Source organism: Streptomyces sp. NBC_00341 (assembly GCF_041435055.1).
GTDB lineage: Bacteria > Actinomycetota > Actinomycetes > Streptomycetales > Streptomycetaceae > Streptomyces.
The window spans coordinates 1,482,162-1,496,896 of record NZ_CP108002.1; the positions used below are offsets into that span (position 1 = coordinate 1,482,162).

At 70.9% G+C, this 14,735-nt stretch carries 13 protein-coding genes; 3 read left to right on the plus strand and 10 right to left on the minus strand.

The genetic code is table 11. The features are described from left to right. Positions 1-6: 6 nt before the first annotated feature. The gene (locus OG892_RS06560; RefSeq protein ID WP_371628666.1) at positions 7-1,371 is read right to left on the minus strand and encodes an aldehyde dehydrogenase; all 1,365 of its coding nucleotides are present in this window, start codon (positions 1,369-1,371) and stop codon (positions 7-9) included. An 8-nt stretch (positions 1,372-1,379) separates the two neighbouring features. Next, positions 1,380-2,747 carry a glutamine synthetase family protein gene (locus OG892_RS06565; RefSeq protein ID WP_371628667.1) on the minus strand — a complete coding sequence of 456 codons (1,368 nt, stop codon included), beginning with the start codon at positions 2,745-2,747 and terminating at the stop codon, positions 1,380-1,382. Between the two features lie 130 nt (positions 2,748-2,877). Here OG892_RS06565 and OG892_RS06570 point away from each other — a divergent pair, with 130 nt between their 5' ends. After that, the gene (locus OG892_RS06570) at positions 2,878-3,591 is read left to right on the plus strand and encodes a gamma-glutamyl-gamma-aminobutyrate hydrolase family protein (protein ID WP_371628668.1); all 714 of its coding nucleotides are present in this window, start codon (positions 2,878-2,880) and stop codon (positions 3,589-3,591) included. Between the two features lie 23 nt (positions 3,592-3,614). Here OG892_RS06570 and OG892_RS06575 read toward each other — a convergent pair whose 3' ends face one another. The 5 genes from OG892_RS06575 to OG892_RS06595 form a co-directional block, all read right to left on the minus strand. After that, complete coding sequence (locus OG892_RS06575) at positions 3,615-4,556, minus strand: aminoglycoside phosphotransferase family protein (protein WP_073737416.1); 942 nt, start codon at positions 4,554-4,556, stop codon at positions 3,615-3,617. Between the two features lie 107 nt (positions 4,557-4,663). Beyond that, positions 4,664-5,371: a helical backbone metal receptor gene (locus OG892_RS06580; protein WP_371628669.1), complete on the minus strand. Its 708-nt coding sequence runs from the start codon at positions 5,369-5,371 to the stop codon at positions 4,664-4,666. 41 nt (positions 5,372-5,412) lie between these two features. Then, positions 5,413-5,964 (minus strand): helix-turn-helix transcriptional regulator, encoded by a 552-nt coding sequence (locus tag OG892_RS06585; protein WP_073737414.1) that lies wholly within the window; start codon positions 5,962-5,964, stop codon positions 5,413-5,415. Positions 5,965-6,132: 168 nt separating this feature from the next. After that, the gene (locus OG892_RS06590) at positions 6,133-8,772 is read right to left on the minus strand and encodes an ABC transporter permease/substrate binding protein (protein WP_073737413.1); all 2,640 of its coding nucleotides are present in this window, start codon (positions 8,770-8,772) and stop codon (positions 6,133-6,135) included. Beyond that, positions 8,765-9,829, minus strand: a complete 1,065-nt coding sequence (locus OG892_RS06595; RefSeq protein ID WP_371628670.1) for a glycine betaine/L-proline ABC transporter ATP-binding protein — start codon at positions 9,827-9,829, stop codon at positions 8,765-8,767. The genes OG892_RS06590 and OG892_RS06595 overlap by 8 nt, the downstream gene beginning before the upstream one ends. Positions 9,830-10,148: 319 nt before the next feature. Here OG892_RS06595 and OG892_RS06600 point away from each other — a divergent pair, with 319 nt between their 5' ends. Together OG892_RS06600 and OG892_RS06605 are read left to right on the plus strand one after the other, a co-directional pair. Next, on the plus strand, positions 10,149-11,057 hold the full coding sequence (locus OG892_RS06600) for a 5'-3' exonuclease (protein WP_073737411.1): 909 nt from the start codon (positions 10,149-10,151) through the stop codon (positions 11,055-11,057). Between the two features lie 65 nt (positions 11,058-11,122). Continuing rightward, positions 11,123-11,962 carry a siderophore-interacting protein gene (locus tag OG892_RS06605; RefSeq protein WP_328867645.1) on the plus strand — a complete coding sequence of 280 codons (840 nt, stop codon included), beginning with the start codon at positions 11,123-11,125 and terminating at the stop codon, positions 11,960-11,962. Between the two features lie 81 nt (positions 11,963-12,043). On the opposite strand, the gene OG892_RS06610 is transcribed toward OG892_RS06605, so the two are convergent. From OG892_RS06610 to OG892_RS06620, 3 genes are all read right to left on the minus strand, one after another. After that, positions 12,044-12,823, minus strand: a complete 780-nt coding sequence (locus OG892_RS06610; protein WP_371628671.1) for an ABC transporter permease — start codon at positions 12,821-12,823, stop codon at positions 12,044-12,046. After that, on the minus strand, positions 12,820-13,833 hold the full coding sequence (locus OG892_RS06615; protein WP_371628672.1) for an ATP-binding cassette domain-containing protein: 1,014 nt from the start codon (positions 13,831-13,833) through the stop codon (positions 12,820-12,822). The genes OG892_RS06610 and OG892_RS06615 overlap by 4 nt, the downstream gene beginning before the upstream one ends. Positions 13,834-14,054: 221 nt before the next feature. After that, entirely contained in the window at positions 14,055-14,672 is a 618-nt protein-coding gene (locus OG892_RS06620) for a PadR family transcriptional regulator (RefSeq protein WP_371628673.1), read from the minus strand. Positions 14,673-14,735: the final 63 nt, after the last annotated feature.

Consider the following 14,735-nt stretch of genomic DNA (forward strand, 5'->3'; position numbering starts at 1 on the left):
ACCGGTTCAGGCCTCCGTACTGAGGAAGACGTTCTTGGTTTCGGTGAAGGCGGTGAGGGCGTCGGGCCCGAGTTCGCGGCCGAGGCCGGACTGCTTGAACCCGCCGAACGGGGTCCAGTAGCGGACCGCGGAGTGCGAGTTGACGGAGAGGTTTCCCGCCCGGACGGCCTGCGAGACGCGCAGCGCGCGCCCCATGTCCCGCGTCCAGAGGGAGCCCGCGAGGCCGTAGCGCGTCGCGTTGGCGAGCCGCACGGCGTCCGCCTCGTCGTCGAAGGGCAGCACGACCGCGACCGGCCCGAACACCTCCTCGGTGGCGACGGGCGAGTCCGCGGCGGCGTCGGTGAGGACGGTCGGCGGGAACCAGAAGCCGGCGCCCCCGGGCGCGCTGCCCCGGATCGCGGCCGCGCCCTCGGGGACGTATCCGCGCACCCGGTCCAGCTGGGTACGTGAGATGAGCGGGCCCATCTGCGTCTTCTCGTCGGACGGGTCGCCCACGACGACGGCGGCGACGGCCGGGGCGAGCAGCTCCAGGAAGCGGTCGTACGCGGAGCGCTGGACCAGGATCCGGGTGCGGGCGCAGCAGTCCTGGCCCGCGTTGTCCAGGAAGGACATCGGGGCGGCGGCAGCGGCGGCTTCGAGGTCGGCGTCGGCGAAGACGATGTTGGGGCTCTTGCCGCCGAGTTCGAGGGTGATCCGTTTCACGTGCTCGGCACACTTGGCCATGATCCGCTTGCCGACCCGGGTGGAGCCGGTGAAGACGATCTTTGCGACGTCCGGGTGCTCGACCAGGGCGTTGCCCGCTTCGTCGCCCGCGCCGGGCAGCACCTGGAAGAGGTGTTCCGGCAGTCCGGCCTCCAGGGCGAGGGCGGCGAGCCGGAGCGCGGTCAGCGGGGTGGTCTCCGCGGGTTTGAGGACGACGGCGTTGCCCGCCGCGAGGGCGGGGGCCAGGCCCCAGGCGGCGATCGGCATGGGGAAGTTCCAGGGTGCGATCACGCCGATGACGCCGAGGGGTTCGAGCAGGGTGATGTCGATGCCGCCGGGTACGGGGATCTGCCGGCCGTTCAGCCGTTCCACTCCCCCGGCGGCGTAGTCGAGCAGATCGCGGACGTTGCCGGCCTCCCAGCGGGCGTTGCCGATGGTGTGGCCAGCCTCGCGGACCTCCAGCCGGGCCAGCTCCTCGGTCCGGCCGTCCACGGCGGCGGCGAACCGGCGCAGCAGCCGGGCCCGGTCGGCGGGGGCGAGCGCGGACCAGGCCCGCTGGGCGGCCACGGCCCGGGTGACGGCGGCGTCCACCCCGGCCGCGGTGGTGGCCGGCACGGTGGCGACGATCTCCTCCGTCGCCGGGTTCAGTACCTGGTGCTCACGGGTCAAGGAAGTCCTCACAGACGTTCGAAGGAGCGCTTGATCTCCCAGTCGGTCACCGCCGCGTCGAAGGCTTCGAGCTCGACGCGGGCCATGTTGGCGTAGTGCGCGACGACCTCGGCCCCGAAGGCGGCTTCGGCGATCTCACTGTGCTCCCAGCGCCCGGCGGCCTCGCGCAGGCTGGTGGGGACGTGGTCGTATGCGGCGGTGTAGGCGTTTCCGGCGCAGGGCTCGGGGAGTTCGAGCCCGTGCTCGATGCCGTACAGGCCTGCGGCGACGAGTCCGGCGACGGCGAGGTACGGGTTGACGTCGCCGCCGGGGAGCCGGTTCTCGAAGCGCAGCGACTGCCCGTGCCCGACGACCCGGAGCGCACAGGTGCGGTTGTCGGCCCCCCAGGCGACGGCGGTCGGGGCGAAGGAGCCGGGCTGGAACCGCTTGTAGGAGTTGATGTTCGGCGCGTAGAGCAGTGAGAAGTCGCGCAGGGCCGCGAGCTGTCCGGCGAGGAAGTGCCGCATCACCGGGGACATGGCGCCCTCCCCGTCCGCCATGACGCTGCGGCCGGGCTCCTCGGTGGAGCGGAGCGAGAGGTGAATGTGGCAGGAGTTGCCCTCGCGCTCGTTGAACTTGGCCATGAAGGTGAGCGCGACGCCTTCCTGGGCGGCGATCTCCTTGGCGCCGGTCTTGTAGACGGCGTGCTGGTCGCAGGTGACCAGGGCCTCGTCGTAGCGGAACACGATCTCGTGCTGGCCGGGGTTGCACTCGCCCTTGGCGGATTCGACGGTGAGGCCCGCGCCCGCCATCTCGTTGCGGATGCGGCGCAGCAGGGGTTCGACGCGGCCGGTGCCGAGGACGGAGTAGTCGACGTTGTACTGGTTGACCGGGGTCAGGTCGCGGTAGCCGCGGTCCCAGGCCTGTTCGTAGGTGTCCTTGAAGACGATGAACTCGAGTTCGGTGCCCACGTGGGCGGTGTAGCCGTGCCCGGCGAGCCGGTCCAGCTGGCGGCGCAGTATCTGGCGGGGCGCGGCGACGACGGGTGAGCCGTCGCTCCACGCGAGGTCGGCGGTGACCATCGCGGTGCTCTCGTTCCAGGGCACCCGGCGCAGCGTGGCGAGGTCGGGGAGCATGGCGAAGTCGCCGTAGCCGCGTTCCCAGGACGACATGGCGTAGCCGTCCACGGTGTTCATGTCGGTGTCGACGGCGAGCAGGTAGTTGCAGCCCTCGGTGCCGTGCGGCACGACCTCGTCGAGGAAGAAGCCGGCGGCGAAGCGCTTTCCCTGGAGCCGCCCCTGCATGTCGGGAAAGGCCAGGACCACGGTGTCGATCTCGCCGCTGTCGACGAGGACGCGGAGTTCCTCGACGGCGAGCGGGGCTGTTCGGTCGGACACGGATGGATCCTCTCCTCGCGGGCCGACAGATGATCCGGATCTATGGACAGCTGATCCAAATCTATGGGCAGAGCAAGGGATTTGGATACGGTGCCGATGCGTTCCGCGTGCCGTGCGAGAGGGAGATCCGATGAACAGCCCGCTGATCGGGATCAGTACGTATCTGGTGGATTCGGCGCGTTGGGGCCTCTGGGACCTGCCCGCCACCCTGCTGCCCGCCGGTTACAGCCGGCTGGTCCGTGAGGCGGGCGGCCTGGCCGTGCTGCTGCCGCCGGACTCCCCGGAGCTGGCGGCGTCGGTGGTGGCGCGGCTGGACGCGGTGGTGGTCGCGGGCGGTCCGGATGTGGATCCGGCGCGGTACGGGGCCGGGCGTGATCCGCGGACCGGGCCGCCCGCCACGGAGCGGGACGGCTGGGAGGCGGCGCTGATCGGGGCGGCGCTGGAGTCCGGCACCCCGCTGCTCGGCATCTGCCGGGGGATGCAGCTCCTCAACGTGGCCCTCGGCGGGACGCTGACGCAGCACATGGACGGGCACACGGGCCCCGAGGGGACGACCGGCGTGTTCGGCTCCCATACGGTGACGCCGGTGCCGGGGACCGGGTACGCCTCCGTGGTGCCCGGCGACTGCGCCGTGCCCACCTACCACCACCAGGCGGTGGACCGGCTCGGCGCGGGTCTGGTGGCCTGCGCGCACGCGGCGGACGGCACGGTGGAGGCGGTCGAACGGCCGGGCCCCGGCTGGGTGCTCGGGGTGCAGTGGCATCCGGAGATGGGCGACGACGTGCGGGTGATGGCGGCGCTGGTGGCGGCGGCGCGGCGGACCCCGCTCCCTGCCCCGGCCTGACCCGGCCTCCGCGGACGGAACGCCTAGAGCCGGTTCCGTAGCCAGCCCAGGGCGGCCGCGCCCTGGGCCGCCTGGAACGCCCGCAGCGTGGGCAGGCCCGGCGGACCGGGCCGCAGTGAGTGCGCGACGAAGTAGCCGGCCAGGGCGGCGAGCACGGCGGTGACCGCCGCGGGCTCGGCGTCGCGGCCGAGCGGGTGGGCCGTGAAGACGGCCTCCGGGTCCGGGCCGCCCTGCGCCGCGACGCACGGCAGCATCGCCAGCAGGTCGAACCAGGGCGCGGCGCGCACCGCGTGCGGCCAGTCGACGAAGACGACCCGGTCCTCGGTGAGCAGGATGTTGTCCGCCCGCAGGTCGGCGTGGGCGAGGCTGTCGCCCTCTGCCGCCTCCGCCCAGCCGGCCTCCAGTTCCGCCAGTGCGCCCAGACGCGACGCGGCCCAGGGGTCGAGGCGGGCGTCGCCCCCTGCCGCGTGCAGGGTCCGCCAGCCGGTGAACATCGAGGCCTCGCGGCGGGCGACGGAGGGCGCGTCGATCGGCGCCGGGGTGAGGGAGCGGGTGAGCGCGGTGACGGCGGCCAGGACCCGGTCCAGTTCGGCCGGGTCCCAGGGGACGGCGGGCTGACGGCCCTCGATGTCCTCCAGGACGAGCGCGACGTGGGTGCCGTCGTCGTACGAGCCGAGCAGCCGGGGCACCGGGGCGTGCGGCGGCAGGGCGGCGGTGTGGCGGGCCTCGGCGCGGTGCAGGTCCGGGGCTCCGGCGTTCACCTCGGCGCTCACCGCCTTGACGAACGCCCGGCCGCCGTCCGCGAGCCTGACCCGGGCGGCGACGCCGGGCGAGAAGCCGCCGCTCTGGCTGCCGGCTTCGACGACGGGCGAGCCGAGGATGTCCTCGACGGCGCGGCGCACGGCGGCCGGCAAAGCGGCCCAGTCGTGGCGGACACCGGAGGCGGGCGGTGCGATGACGGTCATCCGCGTATCCTTCCCGGCCGCCCGGGGCACGGGCCAGCGGTTTTGCGCGGACTCGGACGCGGGCGCGGCCACCGTGGTGGTGCCGGCGGTGCGGTGGTGGGCGCCGTTCAGCCCAGCGCCGCCCGCAGCGCCTCGGGCGCCCGTACCAGTGACGGCCCGTACCAGGTGAGGTAGCGCCCGTCGACGAGGACGGCGGGCAGCGCGGGGAAGGCCTCGGGCCCGTCGGCGGCGGTGAACCGGTACGGCTCGTCGGGCAGCACCACCAGGTCCGCGCCGGCCGCGTTCAGCTCGTCGAGCGGGATGCGGGGGTAGCGCTCGGCGTGGTCCGCGTAGGCGTTGCGCACGCCGAGCCGGCTCAGCAGGTCTCCGGCGAAGGTGTCGCGGCCCAGGACCATCCAGGGCTTCCGCCAGACGGGGACGACCGCTCGGCGTGGGACGGACGGCCGCTCCAGTGCCGCCCAGGCGGCCTCGGCCTCGTCCAGCCAGCGGGGCCTCGGCAGCCCGCAGGCCCCGGTCAGCAGCCGGTCCAGCTCCGCGAACGCGTCGTCCAGGGTGCGGACGGTGGTGACGAGCACCTCGGTCCCGGCCTCCCGCAGCGCGGCCAGGTCGGGTTCCCGGTTCTCCTCCTCGTTGGCCACGACGAGATCGGGGCGCAGGGCGAGGATCGCGGGCACGTCGGGGTTCTTGGTGCCACCGACGCGGGCGGCTCGCAGCCCGGCGGGGTGGGTGCACCAGTCGGTGGCGCCGACGAGCAGCCCGGGGCCGCTCTCGGCGACGGCCTCGGTGAGCGAGGGGACGAGGGAGACGACCCGCACGGCTGTTACCTCCTGTACACCCTGACGGCCGGCCCTATGCCTCAGCGGCGCGGGTCGAACGTCGCGTCGATGTGCTCGGCCACCGCGACGAACAGCAGCCGGGTGCCGGGGGCCGTGGCCCGCCAGCGGTGGCGCACCCCGCCGGAGAGGAACAGCGTGTCCCCGCGCTCCAGCCGGTACGCCTGGCCCTCCGCCTCCACCTCCGCGGCGCCCTCCGCCACGTACAGCACCTCGTCGTTGCGGTGCTGGAACTCGCGCCCGAGGTCGAGCTCACCGGTGAATTCGAGGGCGCTGAGCTGATGGCGTCCGCGCACCACCCGGCGTACCCCGTCCCCGTCCTGCGGCGTGCCGCGCACGACGTCGACGGCGCGCGCCGAGTCGGCGGCGGCCCGCAGCCGCGCGGTGGTGGTCTCCAGCGCGTCCGCGACCCGGTCCAGGGACCGGGCGCTGGGTCTGGCCCGTTCGTTCTCGATCTGGCTGAGGAACGGTACGGACAGGCCACTGCGCGTCGCGACCGCGGCCAGCGTGAGCCCCAGCGACCTGCGCTGCCGTCGGACCGCCGCGCCCACCCGGAGTGTTTCCTTGTCGTCCATGTCCGGCTCCCTCCCGACTCCCCATCCTTCCGGCTGCCAGCACCTTACGCACATGGTTACGCGAGGACGGCCGGTAATGAGACGTCCGGACAGCCCGAAAGGGGTGGTCACCGCCACTGGCGGTGACCACCCCTTCCTGTGCCGCGCCCCTGGTGGGGCACGACAGGGTTACTGCTGCGGAGCCATCTTGTCCGCGATGCCCGGATTCTTGTCCATCCAGGCCTTCACGGCTTCTTCCTCGTGTCCCGTACCGCGCTTCTGGATCTCGTTCTCCAGGCCGCCGAGCTGGTCCTCGCTCAGCTTGAAGTTCTTGAACCACTTGGTGAGCTGCGGGTAGTTCTTCGGGAAGTCCTTGGAGGCGATGGTGTGCAACCGGTCGCCCTCACCGAAGGCCTTCTTCGGGTCCTGGAGCTTGGTCATCTTGTACTCGTTGTAGGCCCAGTGCGGGGTCCACAGGAGTACGGCGATGGGCTCCTTCTTGGCGTACGCGCGCTTCAGCTCGGCGAGCATGCCGGGCGTCGAGGAGTCGACGACCTCGTACTCCTTGTCCAGGCCGTACTTCGGCAGCACGTTCTTCTTGAGGTTCTCCATCGTGGCCGTGCCCGGCTCGATGCCGATGATCCGGCCCTTGAACTCCGAGCTCTTGCCCTTGAGGTCGGCCAGGGTCTTGACGTCCTTGACGTAGCTGGGCACCGCGACCTCGATCGAGGTGGGGCCGTACCACGAGCCGACGTCCGTCAGCTTGGAGCCGTACTTGTCCCAGTAGTTCTTCTGGGTGTACGGAAGCCAGCCGTCGAACTGCACGTCGAGCTGGCCGCGGGACATCGCGGTGTACATCGGGCCGACCTCGAACTGCTTGAGGTTGATCTTGTAACCGCGGTCCTCCAGGACGGCCTTCCACAGGTACGTGGCGGCGATGTCCTCCTCCCACGGGAACCAGGCCATCTCGACGGCGCGCTCGCGCTCGTCCTTGCCGTTGGCGCCCTTGGAGGTCTTGGCCTTGGCGACCGGAGCCGCCTTGTCGGCAAAGCCCGGGTTGGCCTTGAGCCAGGTGCGGACGGCCTCCTGCTCCTTGCCGGATCCGCTCTTCTGGATCTGCGCCTCAAGACTGGTGAGCTGGTCCTCGGTCATCTTGAAGTTCTTCAGCCACTTGCCGACCTCGGGGTTCTCGTCGGAGAAGCCCTTGCGGCTCAGCGTGTGGATGCCGTCGCCCTTGCCCCAGAGGTTCTTGGTGTCCTTGAGCTTGGTCAGGTCGTACTGGTTGTACGCCCAGTGCGGCGACCAGAGCGGAACCACGATGGGCTCCTTCTTGGCGTACGCGCGCTTCAGCTCGGCCAGCATGGACGGCGTGGAGCCGTCGACGACCTTGTACTCCTTGTCCAGGCCGTAGCCCGGCAGGATCTTGTCCTTGAGCAGGCCCGTCTCACCGGCGCTCGGCTCGATGCCCACGACGCGGCCCTTGAACTTGGAGCCCTTGCCCTTGAGGTCGTCCAGGGTCTTGACGTCCTTGACGTACGAGGGGACGGCCAGTTCCAGAGTGGTGGGTCCGAACCAGGAGCCCATGTCGTCCAGGCGGTCCTTGTACTTCTTCCAGTACGCGGCGTGGGTGACCGGCAGCCAGGAGTCGGTCTCGAAGTCGATCTGGCCGTTGGCCATACCGGTGTACAGCGCGCCTGCCTCGTACTGCTTGGCGTCGACCTTGAAGCCGCGCTGCTCCAGCAGCTCCTTCCAGAGGAAGGTGGAGGCGATGCCCTCGTCCCACGGGATGTAACCCATGCTGACCGTCTTGCCGGCGCCGATGTTCTTCGGGTCGGACTTCGCGGTGTTGTCCGAGTCCGAGGAGCCGCCGAACAGGCTCATGCTTCCGGCGACGAGCGCCAGGACAACGATGCCGGCCACGGCGACGACGGGCTGCGGGCGGTAGTTCCACACCTTCAGTCCGCCGGCCACGGCCTGCGCCTTGGCGAGCGCGCGGCGGGCCAGCGGGGAGACCTCGCGGCCCAGGGCGCTGGTCATCCGGTCCAGGTACATCGCCAGGATGACGATGGAGATACCGGCCTCGAAGCCGAGGCCGACGTCGACGTTGCCGATGGCGCGGTAGACGGAGCCACCGAGGCCGCCGCCGCCGACCATGCCGGCGATGACCACCATGGACAGGCCCAGCATGATGACCTGGTTGATGCCCGCCATGATCGTGGGCAGCGCGAGCGGCAGCTGCACCCGCAGCAGGGTGTTGCGCGAGGTGGTGCCGAAGGCCTCTGCCGCCTCGACGAGCTCGGCGTCGACCTGGCGGATGCCGAGCTCGGTCATCCGGACGCCCGGGGGCAGCGCGAAGATGATGGTGGCGATGATGCCGGGGACGACACCGACGCCGAAGAAGATGACGCCGGGGATCAGGTAGACCATGGCGGGCATGGTCTGCATGAAGTCGAGGACCGGCCGGGTCACCGCGCTCACGGTCTTGGAGCGGGACGCCCAGATGCCGAGCGGAACGGCCAGCACCAGCGTCACGATGGTCGCGACGAGTACCAGGGTGAGCGTGTCCATCGCTTCGTCCCACAACTCGACCGAGTCGATGAGGGCGAAGCCTACGAACGCGAGCACACCGGCGAGCAGACCGCGCAGCCACCAGGCGATGACGGCGACGATGCCCGCGAAGAGCAGGGGTGCGGGGGCGGAGAGCACGGCGGCTATGCCGTCGAACATGCCGCTGACTATGGAGCTGATGGCGTCGAAGAGCCAGGCCAGATGGGTCTGGAGCCAGTCGACGGCGGAGTCGACCCAGTCGCCGAGGTGGAGCCTAAACACTGGCCACCTTCTTCAGCGAGGCCGCGGCGTCCTGGGGAGCCTCGGCGGGGGTCATCGGCTCACCGAGCACGGCGAGCAGCCGTGACCTGGGCACGACGCCCACGAGCTTGCCCTTGTCGTCGGTCACCGCGACCGCGACACCGCTCTGCGAACAGGGCGTGAACAGCTCGATGATCGGGGTGTCCTCCGTGACGGTGGCCGGGGCCTCCCGCAGGACGTCCTCGGGGGTGCGCAGTTCCTTGCCCGCGTCGGTCTTGGTACCGATCGCGGTGTCCGGCTCCGCCATGATCGCGCCCGCGGTCAGCACCCGGGAGCGGTCCACGTCCTGGGTGAAGGAGGCGACGTAGTCGTTGGCCGGGGTGACGAGGATGTCCTCGGCGGTGCCGAGCTGGACTATCTCCCCGTCGCGCATCACGGCGATACGGTCACCGAGGCGCATGGCCTCGTTGAGGTCGTGGGTGATGAAGACGATGGTCTTCTTCAGCCGCTTCTGCAGTTCCAGGAGCTGGTCCTGCATATCGCGGCGGATCAGCGGGTCGAGTGCGCTGAAGGACTCGTCCATGAGGAGCAGGTCGGCGTCGGTGGCCAGCGCGCGGGCCAGACCGACACGCTGCTGCATACCGCCGGACAGCTCGTCGGGCCAGGAGTTCTCCCAGCCCGCCAGGCCGGTCATCTCCAGGGCCTCGGTGGCACGCCGGTTGCGCTCGTCACGCGAGACGCCCTGTACCTCCAGGCCGTAGCCGGCGTTCTCCAGCACGCTGCGGTGGGGGAAGAGGGCGAAGTGCTGGAACACCATGCTGATCTTCGTGGACCGGACGTGGCGGAGTTCGGCGGGAGTCAGGGCGGTCAGGTCCTGGTCGTCGAACAGCACCTTCCCCGCGGTGGGCTCCAGCAGCCCGTTGAGCATCCGCAGCAAAGTGGACTTGCCGGACCCGGACAGACCCATCACCACGAAGATCTGTCCCGGTTCCACGGTGAACGATGCGTCGATCACCGCTGCGGTCGTTCCCTCGGCGCGCAGCTCGTCGCGGCTGGAGCCGCCTTCGAGTTTCTGCACGGCTTGATCGGGTCGTCTGCCGAAGACCTTGTACAAGTGTTCGGCTTGCAGCCTTGACACATACACCTCACGCGTTGAACCGGAAACGGTCTGCCACCCCCTCCGGCAGACCGTGGAGCGCGCGGATTCGGTCCGCATGGCACGTGCACTAGTTGAAAATGCGACGTAGTCCGCTCCAATGCCGCGCCTGCCCCCGCTTACACAACCCAAACACGAGAGTGACCCAGCTCACACAGAAGTGGCCCGGGATCGGGAACCGCGTCCTCTGCGGCCACTGTCGGTGGGGTGCGGCATCATCAGGGGGGTGACGCGACGCCTGATGCTCCTCGACACCGCTTCCCTCTACTACCGCGCCTACTTCGGAGTCCCCGACTCGGTGCGCGCACCGGACGGCACCCCGGTGAACGCCGTGCGCGGACTGCTCGATTTCATCGGCCGGCTCGTGCAGGACCACCGGCCGGACGAGCTGGTCGCCTGCTGGGACGCGGACTGGCGGCCACAGTGGCGGGTCGACCTCATCCCCTCGTACAAGGCGCACCGCGTCGCGGTGGAGACCGGCACGGGCCTGCCCGACGAGGAGGAGACGCCCGACACGCTGGCCCCGCAGGTGCCGGTCATCGAGGACGTGCTCGACGCCCTGGGGATCGCCCGGGTCGGCGCCGCGGGGTACGAGGCGGACGATGTGATCGGCACCCTGACCGGCCTGGCGACCGGTCCGGTGGACATCGTCACGGGCGACCGGGACCTCTACCAGCTGGTGGACGACGCCCGCGGGGTGCGGGTGCTCTACCCGCTGAAGGGCGTCGGCTCACTCCAGGTGACGGACGAGACCTGGCTGCGCGAGAGGTACGGGGTGGACGGCTCCGGCTACGTGGACCTGGCGCTGCTGCGCGGCGACCCGAGCGACGGGCTGCCCGGCGTGCCCGGCATCGGCGAGAAGACGGCGGCCAAGCTGCTGGACGCCTTCGGCGACCTCGCCGGAATCATGGCGGCGGTCGACGACCCGGCCGCGAAGCTGACGCCCTCGCAGCGCAAACGGCTCGACGAGGCCCGCGACTACCTGGCCGTCGCGCCGACGGTGGTACGGGTCGCCGGTGATGTGCCGCTTCCGGAATTCGACCCCGCGCTGCCCGCGGAGCCGCTCGACCCGGCGGCCCTCGAAGCCCTCGCGGAGCAGTGGGGGCTGGGCGGCGCCCTGCAACGGCTGCTCTTCTCGCTCCGGAACTGAGGTGTTAGGTTAAGTTAGGTAACCCTAAATCGATGGTCCGGGTAGACCTAACAGGGAGAATTTCTGTGGCAGAACGACCGGCGCGGCAGGCCCCCACGGCGCAGGGTGCGCAGGTCCTGCGCACCGAGCAGATCACTCCGCACATGATCCGGGTGGTGCTCGGCGGCGACGGTCTCGCGGACTTCGCGCTCTCCGGTTACAGCGATCACTACGTCAAGCTCTGCTTCGCCCCCGAGGGCGCCGACTACGCGCACCCCTTCGACATGGCCCGCATCCGCGAGGAGTTCCCGCGCGAGCTGTGGCCCACCACCCGTACGTACACGGTGCGCTCCTGGGACCCGGCCGCCCGGGAACTGGCCATCGACTTCGTGGTGCACGGCGACGAGGGACTGGCGGGCCCGTGGGCGGCCCACGCCAAGGCCGGTGACCAGGTGACGTTCCTGGGGCCCGGCGGCGGCTACGGCCCGGACGCCTCGGCCGGCTGGCACCTCCTGGTGGGCGACGAGAGCGCGCTGCCGGCGATCGCCGCGGCGCTGGAGCAGATGCCCGCGGACGCGGTGGTGCGCGCCTTCATCGAGGTCGCGGACGCCGCGGAGGAACAGAAGATCACCACGCCGGACGGCGCGGAGGTGACCTGGCTGCACCGGGGCGACCGCCCGGTCGGTGAGGCGCTCACCGCCGCCGTGAAGTCCCTGGAGTTCCCGGCGGGCGAGGTGCAGGCGTTCGTCCACGGCGAGGCCGGCTTCGTCAAGGACATCCGCCGCCACCTGCGGCTGGACCGAGGCATCCCGCTGCCCCAGCTGTCGATCTCCGGCTACTGGCGCCTCGGCCAGAACGACGACGCCTGGCGCTCGGTCAAGCGCGAGTGGAACGCACAGGTGGAGCGCGAGGAGAGCGCCGTCTAGGCGGCGTCCGCGTAACGCGCATGGCTGTGCCCCGGTCCGTGGACCGGGGCACAGCCATGCGTGCGGGAGAGATCCGGCCGGTCAGACCGACTTCTGGTACAAGCGGAAGGTCCGGGTCGACAGCCACACGGCGACCGCGGCCAGCACCAGCAGCGCTCCCCCGCGGCTGAGCACCAGCCACCGGTCCGGGTCCGCGCTCAGCGCCGAGCGGCCCGCCACCATCGCCCAGTTGACCGGGTTGAAGTCGGCGATGTGGCGCATCCACGACGGCATCTGGCTCGGGGCCATGAAGGACGAGGACAGGAAGGTCAGCGGCAGCAGCAGGAACGTGTTGATGCCGATGATCGACTCCCGTTGGCGCACCAGCATGCCCAGGGCGTTGGAGAGCGCGCCGAAGACCGTGCCGAGCAGGATCGAGGCGACGACCAGGACCAGCAGTCCGCCCGCCCCGCCCGGGTAGTCGGCGCCCGCCGCCCGGCCGAGCAGCACGATGACCACGGACTGCGCGGCTGTACTGATGCCGTTCTGCACGACGTTGGCGTTCATCAGGGCGTTGCGGCTGACCGGTGTCGTCAGGAAGCGGTTGAGCGTGCCGCGCTCGATCTCCTCCAGGGTGCCCATGCCGGCCCACATGCTCGACCCCAGGGCGCTCATCACGACGATGCCGGGGATCAGGTAGTCCAGGTACGACGTGGTGCCGAACCCGCCCAGCTCGACGACCTTCTTGAAGAGGTTGCCGAACAGGAACAGCCAGATCACCGGCTGGATCAGCGAGATCACCAGGAAGACCGGCTGCCGCAGGATCGCCATCAGCTGGCGCCGGGTCATGTACCAGGTCTGGGAGAGGGTCTGACCGCTCATCGGGTACCTCCCGCGGCGACCGGGGCGTGGGCTCCGTGTGAATCGGGGGACTCCGCCTCGGCGAAGCGGCGCCCGGCGTAGCGCAGATAGACGTCGTCCAGGGAGGGGCGGGCGACGGTGGCAGAGGCGACGGCCGAACCGGCCCGCTCCAGGGCGCCGAGCAGCAACGGCACGGCCGCTGCTCCGTCCTCGGCGCGGACGCTGACCCGGCGCCCCTCGACCAGTGCCTCGTACACGCCGGGCAGGCCGGCGAGTGCGGCGCCGACGGCGTCGCGGTCCGCCTCGGCGCGCAGCTCCAGGTGGACGGCGTCGCCGCGCAGTTCGCCCTTGAGTTCGTCGGGGGTGCCCTCGACGACGATCCGGCCGCGGTCGACGATCGCGACGCGTTCCGCGAGCCGGTCCGCCTCCTCCAGGTAGTGCGTGGTGAGCACGATGGTCAGGCCCTCCTCGCCGGCCAGCCGGGAGATCTCCTCCCACATCGCCGTGCGGGCCTCGGGGTCGAGGCCGGTCGTCGGCTCGTCGAGGAAGAGCACCTCGGGACGGTGGACCAGGCCGAGTGCCACATCCAGGCGGCGCTGCATCCCGCCCGAGTACCCCTTGACCTGGCGGCTCGCGGCGTCCGCGAGGCCGAAGCGGTCCAGCAGTTCGTCGGCCCGCCGCTGGACGGCGGCGCCCCGCATCCCGTACAGCCGGCCCTGGAGCAGCAGGTTCTCGCGGCCGGTGGCGACCGGGTCGGCGCCGGACTTCTGGGCGACCACGCCGATGGCCCGGCGGACCCGGTCGGGGTGGCGCAGGACGTCGTGCCCGGCGACCGACGCGTGGCCGGAGTCGGGGCGGGCGAGTGTGGTGAGGATCTTGACGGTGGTGGACTTCCCCGCGCCGTTGGGCCCGAGGAGCCCGAAGACGGTGCCGGCCGGGACGGTGAGGTCCATGCCGTTCAGCGCGGTGACGTCACCCGGGTAGGTCTTGATCAGCTGTCGCGCCGCTACGGCAGGCGCACGGGTGCTCATGACAGAGCTCTCCTGTGGTCGGCGGGGCACCCGGTTCTCCGGGTGCCCGGTACGCCGGTCCGTTCCGCGTGAGGAGTGCCGGGCTATCCTGGGTGTGCCGCACCTCGATGGCCTGGCCCGCTTCACGGCTTGTCCGGTCCGGGGTTCGAGACCCTGGTGGGCGCTGCTCCAACAGCGCCTGCCGGGGTCTTTTCTTCTCTGTGCTGCCCGTCCTCCTCCCGTCACACCTCGCGCGCGGGATCGAGGACGATGTCCTGCTGGTCCATGTCCTGCCAGTCCTGGGGCACCTCGCCCGTCTCGTGGAACGACTTCCATTCCTCGATGCCGCTGATGGTGGCGTCACCGAGTTCCCTGCGGAAATTCCTGATCCATTCGAGCTGTGCCTCGATCATGTGGACCTGGTACTCGGTCTCCACGACGAAGATCCGGGGAAGGGCGCCGCCCAACTGGCCGAGCACCCCCCGGAGCGCCGCCGCCTGCACGGCCAGGGCCTGCTCCCTGTCGGCCAGCAGCTCGGTCACCTCGTCCGGCGGCAGGACGGGAAGCAGCGACAGGGCGGTGTCGAAGGCGGGGAACTCCGCGGCCGGGACCGCGATGAGATCGGACAGCCAGTCCAGCATCTCGATCCGCCCGGACTCCGTGATGCCGTAGAGCGTGCGCTCGGGGCGGTTGCCCTCCCGCTGTACGCCCGCGACCTCCACGTAACCGTGCTTCTCCAGGTTCTGGACCACGGTGTAGAGCGAGCCGAAATTGATCTTGACGCTGTGCTGCTTGCCCCGACGGCGCAGGGTCTGGGCGATCTCGTACGGGTGCATCGACCGCTCGGCGAGCAGCACCATCACCGTGAGTGCCAGAGGATTACTGAGCTTGCGCCGCTTTGGCCACCGCCCCCACCACCCTTC